General features: G+C 64.9%; 12 protein-coding genes. 6 read left to right on the top strand and 6 right to left on the bottom strand.

What is annotated here, in order from left to right:
• The first annotated feature begins 82 nt into the window (after window positions 1-82).
• Window positions 83-238 carry a hypothetical protein gene (locus FJ548_RS30000; RefSeq protein WP_181168886.1) on the top strand — a complete coding sequence of 52 codons (156 nt, stop codon included), beginning with the start codon at window positions 83-85 and terminating at the stop codon, window positions 236-238.
• 9 nt (window positions 239-247) lie between these two features.
• The gene (locus FJ548_RS23750; protein WP_140607970.1) at window positions 248-682 is read left to right on the top strand and encodes a hypothetical protein; all 435 of its coding nucleotides are present in this window, start codon (window positions 248-250) and stop codon (window positions 680-682) included.
• A gap of 154 nt (window positions 683-836) precedes the next feature.
• Here FJ548_RS23750 and FJ548_RS23755 read toward each other — a convergent pair whose 3' ends face one another.
• Window positions 837-3,152 (bottom strand): glucose/quinate/shikimate family membrane-bound PQQ-dependent dehydrogenase, encoded by a 2,316-nt coding sequence (locus FJ548_RS23755; RefSeq protein WP_140779106.1) that lies wholly within the window; start codon window positions 3,150-3,152, stop codon window positions 837-839.
• Between FJ548_RS23755 and FJ548_RS30565 the strand changes: the two genes are divergently transcribed.
• Together FJ548_RS30565 and FJ548_RS23765 are read left to right on the top strand one after the other, a co-directional pair.
• Window positions 3,139-3,519: a hypothetical protein gene (locus tag FJ548_RS30565; protein WP_246678749.1), complete on the top strand. Its 381-nt coding sequence runs from the start codon at window positions 3,139-3,141 to the stop codon at window positions 3,517-3,519. The genes FJ548_RS23755 and FJ548_RS30565 overlap by 14 nt on opposite strands.
• Before the next feature lie 80 nt (window positions 3,520-3,599).
• Window positions 3,600-6,281 (top strand): UvrD-helicase domain-containing protein, encoded by a 2,682-nt coding sequence (locus FJ548_RS23765; RefSeq protein WP_140779107.1) that lies wholly within the window; start codon window positions 3,600-3,602, stop codon window positions 6,279-6,281.
• A 30-nt stretch (window positions 6,282-6,311) separates the two neighbouring features.
• Here FJ548_RS23765 and FJ548_RS23770 read toward each other — a convergent pair whose 3' ends face one another.
• The 4 genes from FJ548_RS23770 to FJ548_RS23785 form a co-directional block, all read right to left on the bottom strand.
• Window positions 6,312-6,626 (bottom strand): hypothetical protein, encoded by a 315-nt coding sequence (locus FJ548_RS23770; RefSeq protein ID WP_140779108.1) that lies wholly within the window; start codon window positions 6,624-6,626, stop codon window positions 6,312-6,314.
• A 54-nt stretch (window positions 6,627-6,680) separates the two neighbouring features.
• Entirely contained in the window at window positions 6,681-7,436 is a 756-nt protein-coding gene (locus FJ548_RS23775; protein WP_140779109.1) for a DUF4239 domain-containing protein, read from the bottom strand.
• A 101-nt stretch (window positions 7,437-7,537) separates the two neighbouring features.
• The gene (locus tag FJ548_RS23780) at window positions 7,538-9,091 is read right to left on the bottom strand and encodes a trimethylamine methyltransferase family protein (protein ID WP_140779110.1); all 1,554 of its coding nucleotides are present in this window, start codon (window positions 9,089-9,091) and stop codon (window positions 7,538-7,540) included.
• 12 nt (window positions 9,092-9,103) lie between these two features.
• Window positions 9,104-11,515 carry an FAD-dependent oxidoreductase gene (locus tag FJ548_RS23785; protein WP_140779111.1) on the bottom strand — a complete coding sequence of 804 codons (2,412 nt, stop codon included), beginning with the start codon at window positions 11,513-11,515 and terminating at the stop codon, window positions 9,104-9,106.
• Between the two features lie 282 nt (window positions 11,516-11,797).
• Here FJ548_RS23785 and FJ548_RS23790 point away from each other — a divergent pair, with 282 nt between their 5' ends.
• Both FJ548_RS23790 and FJ548_RS23800 read left to right on the top strand, forming a co-directional pair.
• A complete protein-coding gene (locus FJ548_RS23790) occupies window positions 11,798-13,285 on the top strand; it encodes an esterase-like activity of phytase family protein (protein WP_140779112.1) in 1,488 nt (495 codons plus the stop codon).
• Window positions 13,286-13,645: 360 nt separating this feature from the next.
• Window positions 13,646-15,106, top strand: coding sequence for an MATE family efflux transporter (locus FJ548_RS23800; protein ID WP_246678748.1), 1,461 nt, complete (start codon window positions 13,646-13,648; stop codon window positions 15,104-15,106).
• A 16-nt stretch (window positions 15,107-15,122) separates the two neighbouring features.
• Here FJ548_RS23800 and FJ548_RS23805 read toward each other — a convergent pair whose 3' ends face one another.
• The gene (locus FJ548_RS23805) at window positions 15,123-16,331 is read right to left on the bottom strand and encodes an MFS transporter (RefSeq protein WP_140779114.1); all 1,209 of its coding nucleotides are present in this window, start codon (window positions 16,329-16,331) and stop codon (window positions 15,123-15,125) included.
• Window positions 16,332-16,655: the final 324 nt, after the last annotated feature.

Below are 16,655 nucleotides of genomic sequence, written 5' to 3' on the forward strand. Positions count from 1 at the left end.
CAATAGTGGGGGAAACTGAGGAACCGGCCGCCCCATGGGGCGGCCACGGTCCTGAATGGTCCGATCTGAAAGGAACACGCCGATGACCATGACCTCGCCGATTCTGGCAACCGCCTTCATGGTTGCCGCAGCCGCCATCCTGGCGATGCGCGCGACCGTTGTCGCCACGAGCCGGAGCTCCATGGTCAAGGTTCGCAGCCGCCAGCGCCATCCGGCAAACACCAAAACCCAAGGATGAGGTGAGATCATGAACGTCCAGGATATCGTCAACACCGTTTCTCAAAAGGCAGGCCTCGATCAGGCGACGACAGAGAAAGTCGTCGGCACCATCCTCTCGGTGCTGGAGCACGAGGCCGATGGCACCAGCGCCTCCTCGTTTTTCGCCAAGATCCCCGGCGCCGATGATCTTGCCCACCAATATGACGTCATGGCCGCCGCCCCAGCCGGCGGTGGCGGCTTCCTGTCCTCACTGCAGGGCGCGCTTGGCGGCGTTCTCGGCGAAAAAGCGGGCGCGCTGGTCAACGGCCTCGCCGCGCTCAAGGCATCCGGCCTCGACATGGCGCAGATCCAGAAGGCGGGCGCCACGCTGGTCCAGCAGGCCGAAGCCGCCGCCGGCCCCGATTTGACCAACGAGGTGCTCGGCTCGGTGCCGAGCCTGAAGAGCCATCTGGGGCTTGGCTAAGGCGTTCGACTCGGAAGGCTTTGCGCCGCCCTCATCCGGCTGCCGCCACCTTCTCCCAGTGGAGTGACTGGGGAGAAGGTGCAATTTCAGCCCTGGCGCAATCCCTGCACAACAATTCCGGCAGAACTTGATCGATCACTCGTCCAGCATTGCCTTACTTCGGCAGCGCGTAAGCCATCACATAGTCCCCGGGCTTGGTGCCGACCGAGCCATGGCCGCCGGCGACGATGACCACGAACTGGCGTCCGTCGGCGACCGTATAAGTCATCGGCGTCGACTGCCCGCCGGCCGGCAACCGCGCCCGCCAGAGCTGCTTGCCGGACGTCAGGTCGTAGGCGCGCAGATAGTCGTCGACCGCGGCACCCAGGAAGGCGACGCCACCAGCGGTGATCATCGGCCCGCCGATACCGGGCACGCCGACCCTCAAGGGCAGCGGCAGCGGCGTCATGTCGTAGACCGTGCCGTTGCGGTGCTTATAGGCGATCGCGCCGGTCCTCAGATCGACGCCGGCGACATAGCCCCAGGGCGGCGCCTGGCAGGGAATGCCGAGCGGCGACAGGAACGGTCCCATAACCACCGCGTAGGGAGCGCCCTCATTGCGGTTCAGGCCCTGCTCGCTGCCCTTCGCGTCGCCCGGCGGCGGCACGTCGGCGCGAGGAATAAGTCTGGATGTGAACGCCAGGTAGGTCGGCATGCCGAATATCACCTGCCGCACCGGGTCCACGGCGACCCCGCCCCAGTTGAAGACACCGAAATTGCCGGGATAGATCAGCGATCCCTGTAGGGAGGGCGGCGTGTAGCGGCCTTCATAGCGCAATTTGTGGAAGGCAATCCGGCACGCCAGCTGATCGAACATGGTGATGCCCCACATATCGGCATCGGTCAGCGGCGGCGGGTTGAAGGAGAGGCCCGATGCCGGCTGCGTCGGCGATGTGTGGTCGCCTTCGATGGCGCCACCGGGCGCCGGCATTTCCTTGACCGGTATCATCGGTTCGCCGGTACGCCGGTCGAGCACATAGAGGTCGCCCTGCTTGGTCGGCCCGACCAGCGCCGGCACCACTGTCCCGTCGCCCTTGGTGATGTCGATCAGGCTCGGCTGCGCCGGCACGTCCATATCCCAGAGGTCGTGGTGCACGGTCTGCCGCACCCATTTCAACTGCCCGGTGTTGAGGTCGAGCGCGGTGATAGAGGAGGAGAATTTCTCGACATTGGCGCTGCGCCCGGCGCCGAGCTGGTCGGGAGTCTGGTTGCCGAGCGGCACATAGAGCAGGCCGAGCTTCTCGTCGGCGCTCGGCGTCGACCACATATTGGGCGAGTTGGCGGTGTAGGTCTGGCCGGCCGGCAGCGGCGTGGTCTGATCCGGATTGCCGGAATCCCAGTTCCACAGCAATTTGCCGGTGCTCGCATCATAGGCGCGGATGACGCCGGACGGCTCCTGCGTCGAATAATTGTCGTTGACCGCGCCGCCGACGATGATCTTGCCGCCCGCGATCAGCGGTGCCGAGGTCGAATAGTAATAACCCGACTTTGGGTAAGGCATGCCGGTCAAGAGGTTGAGCGTGCCGCCCTCGGCGAAGGCCGGACAAACCTGCCCATTGGCGGCGTCGAGCGCGATCAGCCGCGCATCCGACGTCGGCAGGTAGACACGGCTTGCGCAAGGCTGGCCGACGGCCCCGGCGGCATCGGCATAGTAGGACACGCCGCGACATGTCTGGTGCTGGCGATCCTTGTCGAGCTTGATCTTGGGGTCGTAGCGCCATTTCTCCTTGCCGGTCGCCGCATCGATGGCGATGGCGAAATTGTGCGGCGTGCAGATGTAGAGCGTGTCGCCGATCTTAAGCGGCGTCACCTGATAGGTGGTCTCGCCGACATCGTCCGGCCCCTTCACATCGCCGGTGCGGTAGGTCCAGGCCGGCTGCAGATTGGCGACATTGTCCGGTGTGATCTGATCGAGCGGCGAGTAACGCTGGCCGAACTGCGTGCGGCCATAGAAGTGCCACTCGCCGGCCGGCACGTCGCCGCCAAGATTGGCATTGGGGATCACCTTGTCGGTGTCGAGCGCGCCGCCGATGTCCTTCGGGTCCGCGGTCATCGAATAGCCGGCCACCGCCAACGATGCCAGCACGGCCAGGATCAGCGGCGCGCGCCCGTCAGGCCCGGCAAGGCCGCGCCTCGCCCAGGGCGTCAAAAGCCACAGCGCCACCAGCACGATGATGCCGCCGCGCGGGCCGAGTTCCCACCAGTCGAAGCCGGTTTCCCAGACCGCCCAGGCCAAAGTGCAGAGCACGATCGCCGCGTAAAGCCACAGGGAGGTGGACCGGCGTCGATAGAGTAGCCAGGCGGTGATCAGGAAGGCGAGGCCTGCAATGATGTAATACCAACTGCCGCCCAGCGAAGCCAACCAGATGCCGCCCGCGCCGAGCGCCAGGCCGATGAGGAAGAGGATGAGGGAGGTGATGGAGACAGCCAAGATGATACTCCTTCGACTGTTGCACGCCAGCGAGGCGGCCATGGGCAACGTCCCTGCCCTTTGTTCAGCTTTCCCTCACCCGCTCCGCCTGTCAAGCTGGCCCACACGCCAAGGTGGCAATCCATCTTGCCATAAGCAGGCCGGTAACATTCGCGAGAAAGCCGAAAAGCGGATCATGGAAAATACTGCTTTCGCGTGTCGCGACTTGTCGCTTGATGATCTCGGCCTTTACGAAGCTTTCCTGGCCTCACCTGCCGGTAGCCACTATTACGACCAGATGCAGGTCGCTCTGGGCGCGGCGATAACCGACGAGGCGCGTGCGGTAGAGCAGCGATTTTTCGTCGCTCTCGGCTACCGCAAGGCCTGAGCGGCCTTCTCGGCACTTTACCGGGAACAAAACGTAGACAGTTCTGGTCTTTCGCCACCGAATCACTACATTCGGGGGAGATGTCCGGCTTTTCCGAAGACATGCCCTTTTTCGACGAACCCAATGCGCGGCCCTCGGCCCCGTCGGGTATTGCCGCGCGCGCCATGGCCGCCCGCGGCGCCCATAACAACGCGCCCGACTATCTCAGGGGGTTGAACCCCGAGCAGAGGCTGGCGGTGGAAACCACCGAGGGCCCGGTTCTGGTGCTGGCCGGCGCCGGTACCGGCAAGACGCGCGTCCTGACCACCCGCATCGCCCACATCCTCGCCACCGGCAAGGCCTTCCCGTCGCAGATCCTGGCCGTGACCTTCACCAACAAGGCCGCGCGCGAGATGAAGCAGCGCATCGGCATCCTGATCGGCGAAGGCAATGTCGAGGGCATGCCCTGGCTCGGCACCTTCCATTCGATCGGCGTGAAGCTGCTGCGCCGCCACGCCGAACTCGCGGGGCTGCGTTCCGACTTCACCATCCTCGACACCGACGACGTCGTGCGGCTGATCAAGCAACTGATCCAGGCCGAAGGCCTGGACGACAAGCGCTGGCCGGCCAAGCAGTTCGCCCAGATGATCGACGGCTGGAAGAACAAGGGGCAAGGTCCGGCCGATATCGCCGAGGGCGACGCGCGCAGCTTCGCCAATGGCAAGGGCCGCGAACTCTACAAGGCCTATCAGGAGCGGCTGCGGACGCTGAATGCCTGCGATTTCGGCGACCTGCTCTGCCACCCGATACGCATCTTCCGCGCCAATCCGGACGTGCTGAAGGAATACCACAAGCGCTTCAAATACATCCTCGTCGACGAATACCAGGACACCAACACAGCCCAGTACATGTGGCTGCGGCTGTTGGCGCAAAGGCCGCAGGTTTCGCGCGCATCGCCGACAAGCGATCTCCAATCGGCCGAAGGACGCAAGCCCGACCGGGCGTCCGAGCCGTTGCGAGGCCCGCGCGGAGGGCCCGCGCCGGCAGGCGCGGAACAGCCCGTGAGCGATAACAAAGTCAACATCTGCTGCGTCGGAGACGACGACCAGTCCATCTACGGCTGGCGCGGCGCCGAGGTCGACAACATCCTGCGCTTCGACAAGGACTTTCCCGGCGCCACCATCATCCGGCTGGAGCGCAACTATCGTTCCACCGCGCATATCCTCGGCGCCGCCTCCCACCTCATCGCCCACAATGAAGGCCGCTTCGGCAAGACGCTGTTCACCGACCGTGACGATCCCGAGGACGGCAAGGTCAATGTGCACGCGGCCTGGGATTCCGAGGAGGAAGCCCGCGCCATCGGCGAGACCATCGAGGCCTACCAGCGTCAGAAGCACAATCTCAACGACATGGCGATCCTGGTCCGCGCCTCCTTCCAGATGCGCGCCTTCGAAGACCGCTTCATCACGCTCGGTCTCAATTACCGCGTCATCGGCGGCCCGCGCTTCTACGAGCGCATGGAAATCCGCGACGCGCTGGCCTTCTTCCGCGTCGTTGCCAATGGTACCGACGACCTTGCCTTCGAGCGTATCGTCAACGTCCCCAAGCGGGGACTCGGCGAGGCCACCATCCGCCAGATCCACGACACGGCGCGCGCGCTGCGCGTCCCGATGCTGGAGGCTGCGGCGACTTTGGCCGAAAGCGACGAGCTGAAGCCGAAGCCCCGGGCCGCCTTGCGCGAGGTCGCGGCCAATTTCGAACGCTGGCAGAAGGCGCTGGAAACCAAGCCGCATACCGAACTTGCCGAGACCATTCTCGAAGAGAGCGGCTACACCGACATGTGGAAGAACGACCGTTCGGTCGAGGCGCCCGGCCGGTTGGAGAACCTCAAGGAACTGATCCGCTCGATGGAGGAGTACGAGTCGCTGCGCTCCTTCCTCGAACATGTCGCGCTGGTCATGGATGCCGAGCAGAATGCCGACCAGGACGCCGTCAGCATCATGACGCTGCATTCGGCCAAGGGCCTCGAATTCGAGACCGTCTTCCTGCCCGGCTGGGAGGAAGGCCTCTTTCCCCATCAACGCGCGCTCGACGAGGGCGGCCGCTCCGGGCTGGAGGAAGAGCGGCGGCTGGCCTATGTCGGCCTGACACGGGCCAAGAAGAACCTGCACCTCTGGTTCGTCTCCAACCGCCTCATCCATGGCCTGTGGCAATCGACCATCCCGTCGCGCTTCCTTGAGGAACTGCCGGAAGCCCATGTCGAGATCGCCGAAGCCGGCAACTCCTATGGCGGCTACGGCAATCCCTATGGCGGCGGTTCCTTCGCGTCGGGCCGTGGCGGCAAAGGGGCAGGAAGGCAGAATCCCTACGGCGCCTCACGCTTCGACAATATCGGCGGCAATGCCGGCGGCACGGAAAAATCCGGTGCCTTCTCCAACACCTATTCGACGCCGGGCTGGCAGCGCGCGCAGGCCAACCGCACCGAGGCGACCGACCGCAACTGGGGCACGCGCTCCGGCCATCAGGTCGAACGCATCGGCTATGGCGAGACCGATTCCGGCTACGGCGCCGGGCGCACGAGCGTAAAAGGCCGCACCATCGACGGCGAACTGGTCGCCAAATCCGTCGCCGACAAGCCGTCGCCCTTCAGCGTCGGCGACCGTGTCTTCCACCAGAAATTCGGCAACGGCAACATTTCGGCCATCGAAGGCAACAAGCTGACCATCGACTTCGACAAGGCCGGCCAGAAACGCGTGCTGGACGGGTTTGTCGCGGCGGTGTGAGTTCTGCCGGCCCCGTCTGGCCGCAGCCCCTCAATCCACCTTCTTCTCGCCCCGCTCGCCGGCCTTCACGATATCGCCCGTCGTGAACAGGATTTCCTTCAGTTCCGCCCGCCAGTCCAGCTTCTGGCGCAGCAGGAATTCGAGATCCATGCCGAAATGCTTGAATTCCTCGCTCTGCGCGTTCTGCATGATCGCCTTGGCTTGAGGGTCTTTTTCCACCGACATGCGCTGTTCGTACCAGCTGATCGCTTCCGCCTCCTCGATCAGCGAGGTGATCATGCGGGCAAAGGTCCGCACTTGCTGCGACAGTTCTTCAGGCGGTTCGTGATACTGGTCGAAACCCATGTCGTCCTCCGTGGTTAGTCCCAGTGAATGCCCGGGAACGGCGCCGGTTCCGCATCATCGTTGCAATTCGGCCAGCGCCCTCTCCAGCGGTGCCGTCGATATTTGGATCGGGCCGGAAAATGCCAGATCCATGTCGAAGATCAGGTAGATCGCCCCGGCAATCATGGCTGCCGACACCACGTAGGTGCCGATGGTGATCGCGTTTCGCGGTGCCCTGAAGCCGAAGCCGGCGAAGATCAGCACCAGCCAGGCAACCAGCATCACAATCAGCGCCACGGGGATCGTACTCTCCGACTGCTCGATCAGAACCCAACGTAGTTCCGTCACCTTCTGCAGATGCTGGCGGGCATCTTGCAGCAAGGCGCTATGCGCGTCATCCGCCGGTATCAGCGCACTCAGCCTATTGCCAATCTCAATGAGCAGGTGCTCCGATAGCCGGTTGGCGTCGATTGGCGTTTCATGGGTCGGCGAGTCCTGACCCGTCACGCGCTGCACATAGATGCCAAAAGGCTGGCGCACCACGTCGGTCTCAGGCCCGTATTGGCGGAGCGACCGGTCGAGAAGGATCATTTCGGTCGCATAGGCGTGCACGTTGCGGTCGATCGATTCGTAGGTGTTCCTGGCCGAGTTGATCATCAGTCCGAGCATCAGCGACGTCATGACCCCGAACAGATTGGCGGTGAGCCGAACCACGGTGTTTGTGTCGTCGTCGCGATGTTTGGCCGGCAATGTCGGCCAGATCGCCATGCTGGCGAACGCCGCCGCCACAAGGCATAGGAAGATCACCAATGCGATCAACGCTTCGCGCATCCGCTCATTTCTGCACGGCATGCGCCAATTGCCAATGGCAAGACACTGGTCACACAGCGAAAGTTGCGACTCCGTCAGGCGTTTCTCGTATCTCTGGTGTCTTACGACACCGGTGCTGCTCCGCCTTCCTCGGTGCGCCGCGCGATGAACTCGTCAAGCGCGCCCGACGTGGCCAGCGCCGTCGCCGGCGGCTCGAAATCGGCGAGGATGCGTTTCCATATGCCTGTGGCGCGTTCGGTGGCGGTCTTTGATCCGCTTTGTGTCCAGTTGCCGAAGTTCGACCAGTCGGCCACCAGCGGCTCGTAGAAGGCGGTGCGGTAGCGCGCCATGGTATGGCCAGCCGAGAAGAAATGGCCCCCCGGCTGAACCTCGGCAATCGCCTCGAAGCCGATGGAGTCGCTGTCGCCGGGCGTCGCAGCGCAAAGTTCGGCGATCGTCTGCAGGGCTTCGACATCGGTGACCAGCTTCTCCAGCGAGACGCTCAAGCCTCCCTCCAGCCAGCCGGCCGCGTGGATGCAGACGGTGGCGCCGGCCAGCACCGAGCCCCACAAGGCGAACTGCGTCTCATGCGCCGCCTGCGCGTCCGAGATGTTGGCGGCACTGCCGCCGCCGGACCGCCAGGGAAGTCCGGTGAAACGGGCCAGCTGGCCAGCGCCGAGCGTCGCCTTGATGTGCTCGGGCGTGCCGAAGGCCGGCGCTCCGGACTTCATGTCGACATTGGAGGAGAAGGAGCCATAGACCACCGGCGCGCCGGGCCGCACGATCTGCGCCAGCGTCAGGCCGGCCAGGGCTTCGGCATGCTGCAGCGCCAGCGCGCCGGCCACCGTGATCGGCGCCATCGCCCCCGCCAGGCAGAACGGCGTGATGATCGAGACCTGGCCCGCCCTGGCGAAATCGATGATGCCTTGCGCCATCGGTATGTCGAGCTGGCGCGGCGAGTTGGTGTTGATGACGGTGTAGCACCAGGCATTCGACTGAAATTCGTCCCGCGACAGGCCGCGCGCCAGTCTGACCATCTCGAAACTGTCGTCGACCTGCGGCGTGCCGCGCGCGAAGACGAAGGGGAACTTGTCGGACAGCGTCAGCTGCGCGCGGTTGACGGCATAGTGACGGAAACGGTTGTCGACGTCCTGCGGCTCGACGCAGGGGCCCAGCATGTGCAGCACATCGAAATGCTGCACCATCTTGATGAACTCCTCGAAGGCCTCGAGCGTGCCGGGCCGCCGGCCCCGTACGAGGTCGGTGACGTTGGGCGCGCCGGAGCCGGCCAGGAACGTCATCGAACCCAGTTCGAGGGACAGGTCGCGGGCACGCGCGCCGGCATGGGCATGGATCGATCGCGGCGCGGAGGCCAGCGCCGCCGCCACCATGTCGCGCCCGATGCGCACCATGTCGGTGTCCGAATCGACCAGAGCGCCGGCGCGAGCGAAATAGTCGCGCGCCTGCGGCAGCAGCACCTTGATGCCGAGCTCTTCCAGCACCCGCAGCGCTGTGTCGTGGATCGCCGCGACCTGGTCATCCGAAAAGATCGGCTGCGGCAGAAACGGGTTCTTCAGCGACCGGTAATTCGGCCGGCGGCTGCTCTCGCTGCCGGCCTCGCCTGTCCGTCCACGCCGGCGTTCGCGCCTGCTGTCTCGTGCCGCGTCATCGACCATCGAAAATCCTCCTCATTGCCGCATCGCCTTGCCCGAGGGATCATAGGGCGAGGCCGCGATGACCCGCGCCGGCCGCTCGACGCCGACAATGTGCACCGAAAGCGTCGTCCCCTCCTCGGCAAAATCGTCGTCAACCAACGCCAGCGCGACGCTCTTGCCGATCGTGTAGCCAAAGCCGCCCGAGGTGACGAAGCCGACGCGGCGGCCGTCGCGCCACACCGGCTCGAAGCCGCTGGCGTCGGCATCGACGGCGTCGATCTCCAGCGTCACGATCCGCTGCGAGGTGCCCGCCTCGCGCTCCCTCAGCGCTGCGTCGCGGCCGACGAAATCGCCCTTGTCGAAAGCGATGAAGCGGTCGAGTCCGGTCTGCCCTGGCGTGTAGCCTTGCGTGAATTCGCGTGACCAGATGCCGAAGCTTTTCTCCAGCCGCAATGCATTGAGCGCGTAGTAGCCGATCTCCACCAGACCAAGGTCCTCGCCGGCGGCCAGCAGCGTCTGGCGCAGCGTGGCGTGCATGGCCACGGGGCAGCTGATCTCGAAGCCGAGTTCGCCAGCAATGGAAAGGCGAGCAACCCGTGCACGCACCATGCCGATGTCGAACGCGCCGCAGGCCATGAACGGCAGCGCTGCCGCCGACACATCCTGATGCGTGGTGCGTTCCAGGATCTTGCGCGCATTCGGCCCCGTCAGCAGGAAGCCGCTCATGGCGTCCGAAATGTCAGCGACCGTAACATCCTCTCGCGCCTGGCTCTCGAACCAGCGCATGTGGAATTCGCGCAGGTAGTAAGAGCCCATCAGCCAATAGTCGCCGCCGCCCCAATTGATCACGGTGAGGTCGCCCTTCAAGCGCCCGTCCGGCCCGAGCATCGGCGCCAGCCGCGCCTGCCCGGCCTTTGGCAACCTGCACGCCAGCAGCCGGTCGAGCCACGCCTCGGCGCCCGGCCCGCACACCGTATAGCGTGAGTAGGCCGAGATATCGATGAGACCCGCCGCACGCCGCACCTGCAGCGCCTCGTCGCCGACAATGTCGAAGGCGTTGGAGCGTTTGAGCGTGGTGTTCTCGCGAAACCCCATCGGCGCGAAATAGGCCGGGATTTCCAGCCCCCATGAGGCCGTCCATTCGCAGCCCGCGGCAGCCATCCCGTCATAGGCGCCGGGGCGCTTCAAGGGCCGGCCCGCAGGCAGCCGCTCGTTGGGAAAGGTCATGACGAAACGGCGCGAATAGAACTGGCGCGTCGTCTGCTTGAGATATTCGCGGTTGGCTGCGAAGGCGCCGTAGCGGGCAATGTCCATGCCGAAAATGTCGGCCTGCGGCTCGCCGAAGATCATCCACTCGGCCAGCGATTTGCCGACGCCACCGCCCTGGCTGAAGCCGGCCATGACGCCGCAGGCGACCCAGTAATTCTTCAAGCCGCGCACCGGTCCGACGATCGGATTGCCGTCCGGCGTGAAGGTAAAGGCGCCATTGACCCACTTGCGGATGCCGGCCGTTGCAAGGCACGGGAAGCGCTCATGCGCCTTGGCGAGTTCCGGACTGATACGGTCTATGTCTTCCGGGATCAGTTCGATGCCGTAGTCCCATGGCGCGCCATCCATGTTCCAGTGCTTCGGATTCTGCTCGTAAACGCCGAGCAGCACGCCCTTGCGCTCCTGGCGCAGGTAGGAGAAGCCGCCGAGGTCGACGGCGATGCCGATTTCCCTGTCGAGCGCCGAGATCTCGGGAATATCCTCGGTGACGAAATAATGGTGCTCCATCGGCGTCACCGGCAGGTCGACACCGGCCATGCGGCCGAGCTGCTTTGCCCACAAGCCGCCGGCGTTGACGACGTGCTCGGCGACGATCGTGCCCTGCTCGGTGACGACGTCCCAATGCCCATCGGCGCGAGACTTCAGCTCGACCACACGGTTGCGCAGGATGACGTCGGCACCGCGCTTCCTGGCGGCGCCCGCATAGGCATGCGTCGTGCCATAGGGATCGAGATGGCCCTCGTTGGAATCGTGCAGGCCGCCGAGCACGCCGGCGATATCGACGATCGGGCAGATCTCCCTGATCTCTTCCGGCGTCACCAGCCGCGCGGTTTCGATGCCCACAGACTGGAACACCGCCCAGGCCGACTTCAGCCACTCCCAGCGGGCGGGATCGCTGGCGATGTTGACGCCGCCGGTCATGTGCAGGCCGATTTCCTGGCCGGATTCGGCTTCGATCTCGCGGTAGAGGTTGATGGTGTAATCCTGCAGCGCCGCGACGTTGGGATCGGCGTTGAGCGCATGGAAACCGGCCGCGGCGTGCCAGGTAGAGCCCGCGGTCAGCTCGGCACGCTCGATCAGCGCCACATCCGGCCAGCCGAACCGCGTCAAATGGTAGAGCACCGAAGCGCCGACCACCCCACCTCCGATGACCACTGCGCGATAATGCGGCTTCAAGGCCTTCCCTCCCGATCTGTCCGAAGCCGGCACCATATACGCACTGGACATAAGTGTCTAGTGCGCTGAATGCGCCCGATGCCGATCAAGCCTCTCGCGCTGTCCCGCCTTTCATCGATGCATGAAACGCCGGCAGGGATGCGCCGCCCGCTGTCACGCCAGCATCATGTTCACCCCTTAGATCGCTTCCGGGGAGGCGCGCGCGGCATCATCGATGTGGCACCTCTTTCCGTTTTCGTCGTTCAGCCGCTCCGGCATGCTTCGTCTCAAAGAGGATTGTCCATGAATCACCCGCACCGAACCGCGTCGCTCGCCGTCGCGCTGGCCTTGTTCACCGCCCTCACGCCGGCGCTCGCCGATACCACCGCAACCGTCGGCGGCACCAGCTTCGTCAACAAGGGCCTGGTCGGCGTCGGCCGCATTCCGGCCGCGCAGCGCGACAAGTTCGGCGAGACGTTCGGCTCGGGCTCGGGCATGGCGATCGACACATCAGGCTGGACGCGTGACGCGGCCGGCTACAAGGGTTCGCTCTGGTTGCTGCCGGATCGCGGCTACAACGTTGCCGGCACGACCGACTACCGTGCGCGTGTCAACACTGTCGGCATCGAGTTCTCACCTATCGCGCCGGGCGCGGCACCCGCCGCTGGCCAGGAGCAGACCGCCGTCAAGGCAACGCTTGCCGACACGATGCTGCTCACCGACGACAAGAGCGCCGATACCACCGGCCTCGATCCGCTGTCGGATGTGCGCCCGGCCGCCGGCGACATGCCGATGCTGCCTGTCGCTACCAACGGCAAGCTCGCCCTCGACAACGAGGCGATCGTGCGGCTTCCCGACGGCTCGATGTTCATCTCCGACGAATATGGCCCGAACATCTACCGCTTCTCGGCGCAAGGCCGCCTGATGTCCGCGACTCAGCCGCCCGCCGCCCTCGTGCCGATGCGCAAGGGCGCGCCGAATTTCTCCTCGGACAATCCAGGTCCGGGCGCTGCCGATCCTGATCCGAAGGATCCCGAGACCGGCCGCCAGAACAATCAGGGCCTGGAGGGCATGGCGATGACGCCGGACGGCAAGTTCCTGATCGCGGTGCTGCAGTCGGCGCCCCGGCAGGATGGTGGCGATTCCCCTTCGACGCGGCAGAACACACGGGCACTGGTCTATGACGCCTCCGACCAGGGCCGCCTCAAGCTCGCCCACGAATATGTCGTGCCGCTGCCGGTGTTCAAGGATGCCAAGGGCAAGACCAAGGTCGCCGCGCAAAGCGAGATCGTGGCATTGTCGGACACGGCGTTCCTGATGCTGGCCCGCGACAGCGGCAACGGCCAGGGGCTGGCAAAAGGTGACGCCTCGCTCTACCGCCAGATCAATGTCGTCGATGTCTCCGCTGCGACCGATATCGCCGGCGGCGGCTTCGATGCCGCCGACAAGCCGGTGGCGCCCAAGGGCGTGCTCGATCCGTCGGTGACACCGGCCAAGCTGACGCCGTTCATCGACATCAACGACGCTGCCGAGCTCGGCCGTTTCGGCCTGCACAATGGCGGGGCGAAGGACCACAACGAGCTTTCCGAGAAATGGGAAGCAATGTCGCTTGCCAGCGTGCTCGATCCGAAGCTGCCCGACGACTATTTCCTGTTCGTCGCCAATGACAACGACTTCCTGACCCAGGACGGCTTCCAGGTCGGCGCATCCTACAAGGCCGACGATGGCGCCGATGTCGACACCATGTTCCTGATCTATCAGGTCACAATTCCGGGTCTCGCAAAGAAGTAATGCCGCATGCGGGCGGGCGCGCCGAGCGCGTCCGCCCGCAGATCGTAAAGACCCGACTCAACATCTCCGCCTCGCTTGGCGGCACGGGCTCGACCACGCCGGCTATGGAATCCAATCCGACGTGCCGTGCGGTCGCGCGTGTCGTTTGCGGCGCGGACGCGGGCCGGGCGGCAAGCCGTCCTGGACTTGCCAGTTCCAGCCGACGCTGTATCTGTTCAGGCGGCAGTGTCCAGACCGGCCATCTCTTCACCGGCTGGACCACGGCCTGGACGCTTCACATCGACCTGTCCGGTTCAATCTGCAATCATCGCAACCGGGTTCAAACAGGTCTTCACCGAGTTGCCAGCCATGGACGAAAAAATGCCCTCACGCCGGCGCACCGGCGACCTGACCAGCGGCCCGATCCCGCGGACGCTCCTGCTGTTCGCCTTGCCGGTGCTCGGCGCCAACGTGCTGCAATCCCTCAATGGGTCGATCAACGCCGTCTGGGTCGGCCGCTTTCTCGGTGAATCGGCGCTGACCGCCACGTCAAACGCCAACCTCGTCCTGTTCCTGATCCTTGGCACCGTGTTCGGCATCGGCATGGCGGCCACCATCCTGGTGGCGCAGTCGGTCGGCGCGCGTGACCTGCCCGAGGCGCGCCGCATCGTCGGCACAAGCGCCACGTTCTTCTTCCTCATATCGGTGGTCTTCGCGGTATGCGGCTGGATCTGGGTCGACGCCATTTTGCGCACGCTCGGCACTCCCGCCGACGCACTTCCGCTGGCGCGTTCCTATCTGCGCATCATCTTCATCGCCGTGCCGATGATGAACCTTCTGTCCTTCGTCATGACCGTGCTGCGTGGGGCCGGCGATTCGCGCACGCCCTTCATCTTCATGGCGCTGGCGGTCGTTCTCGACATTGTGCTCAATCCCCTGCTCATCCGCGGTATCGGCCCGTTTCCCGAACTCGGCATCGCCGGATCGGCGACCTCGACGCTGATCGGCCAGACGGTGAGCGTGATCGCCATCCTTGTCGTGCTCTACGCCCGCAAGCATCCGCTGCGGCTGGCCGGCGCCAACCTCGCCCTGCTGCGGCCCGACCCCACCCTATTGCGCATCGTCGTCTTCAAGGGCGTGCCGATGGGCTTGCAGATGATCGTCATCTCGGCGGCCGCGCTGACCGTGATGGGCATCGTCAATTCATACGGGTCGCAGGTCGCCGCGGCGTATGGCATCGCCGCGCAGCTGTGGACTTACATCCAGATGCCGGCGCTCGCCATCGGCGCCGCGGTCTCCTCCATGGCGGCGCAGAATGTCGGCGCCGGCCGCTGGGACCGGATCGGCCGCGTCGCTGCCTCCGGCGTCGGCTTCAACCTCGTCCTGACCGGCGCCCTGGTCGCGCTGCTTTGGGTTTTCGACCGCTCGATCCTCAGCCTGTTCCTGAGCAGCGACAGCGCCGCGATCGACATTGCCGCCCACATCAACAATGTCGCGTCCTGGTCGTTCATCCTGTTCGGCGTCACCATCGTTTTGTTCGCGACGGTGCGCGCCACCGGTGCCGTGATGCCGCCATTGGTCATCCTGGTGATCTCGGTGTTGGTCGTGCGCACCGGCTTTGCCTATTTCATGCGCGGTGTGATCGGCGAGGAGGCGCTGTGGTGGAGTTTCCCGGCGGGTTCGATCACCTCGTTGGTTCTGGCCGCGGCCTACTACCGCTTTGGTGGCTGGCGCACAGTCCATATGATCGAGAACAGGCCCGCAGCGGGCGAGCCGCCGGATACCGGGCTTGGTGTGCCGCGCCAGCGCGCGCATCTTTCTCCGGGAGCGCCGAACGGCTGAGGCCGGGCGCCGCGTCTTACCGGCTGTGCTTCACCCCGAAGGCCAGCGCCACCAGCGCAAAAACGATGATGATGCCGGCGAAGGCAAGGCTCGCGGCGATGGAACCGGCGTAGGTAGAGACGATGCCGATGCCGATGACAGGCAAGGCGTTGCCGACAAAGCAGCAGATGAAAAAGCTGGAGACGACTTTCGCCCGGCGATCCTTCGGCGCGATCTCGTTCACCACCTGCAGGCCGCCCCGGTAGCCAAGCGCCGCCACGACGCCGCAGCAGGCGGTGGCCACGATCATCAGCGCCATCGAGGCCGATATCTCTGCCGCGACCACAAGCAGGACGCTCGGGATCATCAAGCCCAGCGCGGCCAGCATGGCCCTGTTGCTCTGCACGCGCATCAGCACCACGATGCTGGCCGCCGCGACGATCGCCAGTTCGAAGAACAGCGCACCGGCAACAGCGTGGTTGGCCTCATGAAGCTGCTGCGCCAGGATGCTTGGCGCCACTGCAGCGTAGAAGCCGACCAACGCCATGGCACCAAAGCCGGTAACCGCCGGCGCAACAAAGCGCGGGCGGATCTCCTGCGGCACGGAGAATTGCGGCCGTATGGAAATGCGCCTGAGGCTGCCTGGCTTCGCCACGGTTTCGCGGGTGCGCCAGACCAGGATCGTCACCACTGCAAGCGCCAAGAGATAGGTGACGAAGACGAGGCGCAAGGGCCAGGGCTCATATTGAGCCAACAGTCCCGAGACAAGCGCGCCAAAGCCGAGGCCGAGGAAATTGGTGCTGGTGGCGATCACGCTGGCGCGCGACCTGTCGGCACGGGAGAGAAGTTCAGCAATCCAGGCGGTTCCCGACCCCGCGCCGATGCCGATGCCGAGCCCGCTCAGGATGCGCGCTATATCAAGCGAAAGAACGTTCTCGGAGAACAGGAAAACGATCGCGCTGACGATGGCAACGATCATCGCCGCGAGAGCCGCGGGCCGGCGCCCGACAACATCCGACACGCCGCCGAACAGCAGCAAGGCTCCGAGGTTACCCACGACATAGACCGCGTAGATCAACGTCAGCGTGATCTGTGAAAAGCCGAATTGCTGCTTGTAGAGGATATAGAGCGGCGTCAGCACCGTGCTGCCGGCAAACAGCACGGCGATCATCGCGGCGACGGTCGGGATGGCAAGAGCGTCGCCGCGAGCTGCCTCTTGCTTATGCGCCAAATCGGGAAAGCCCATGCCAACCTCGTTCCGGTTTGGGGGATCGCGACCCTAACGCGTTTTCTTCCGCGGCGTTCCGGCCGGTTGGCGGGCTCCTGACACAACGGGCCGGGAAGCCTGGAGAGGAAAGCACGAACCGAAAAGGACGGACCGGAGCCATTGACCCCGGTCCAATCACGAAGCGGATTTGTGCCGTATATCCGGTGCAACCAGGTCCATTTGCAGGCAAAGCTGGGCGCGATCTTCGGCGCGAGGAAGGCAAGAGCCGGGAGCAGAAAGGTCAACAAGCAGCCAATGCCTGTCAGCACCATCGGCGGCCTGGCGCGAAAGTTCCCCTGCCAT

The sequence above is a fragment of the Mesorhizobium sp. B2-4-17 genome, assembly GCF_006441275.1.
In the GTDB taxonomy this organism is placed as follows: domain Bacteria; phylum Pseudomonadota; class Alphaproteobacteria; order Rhizobiales; family Rhizobiaceae; genus Mesorhizobium.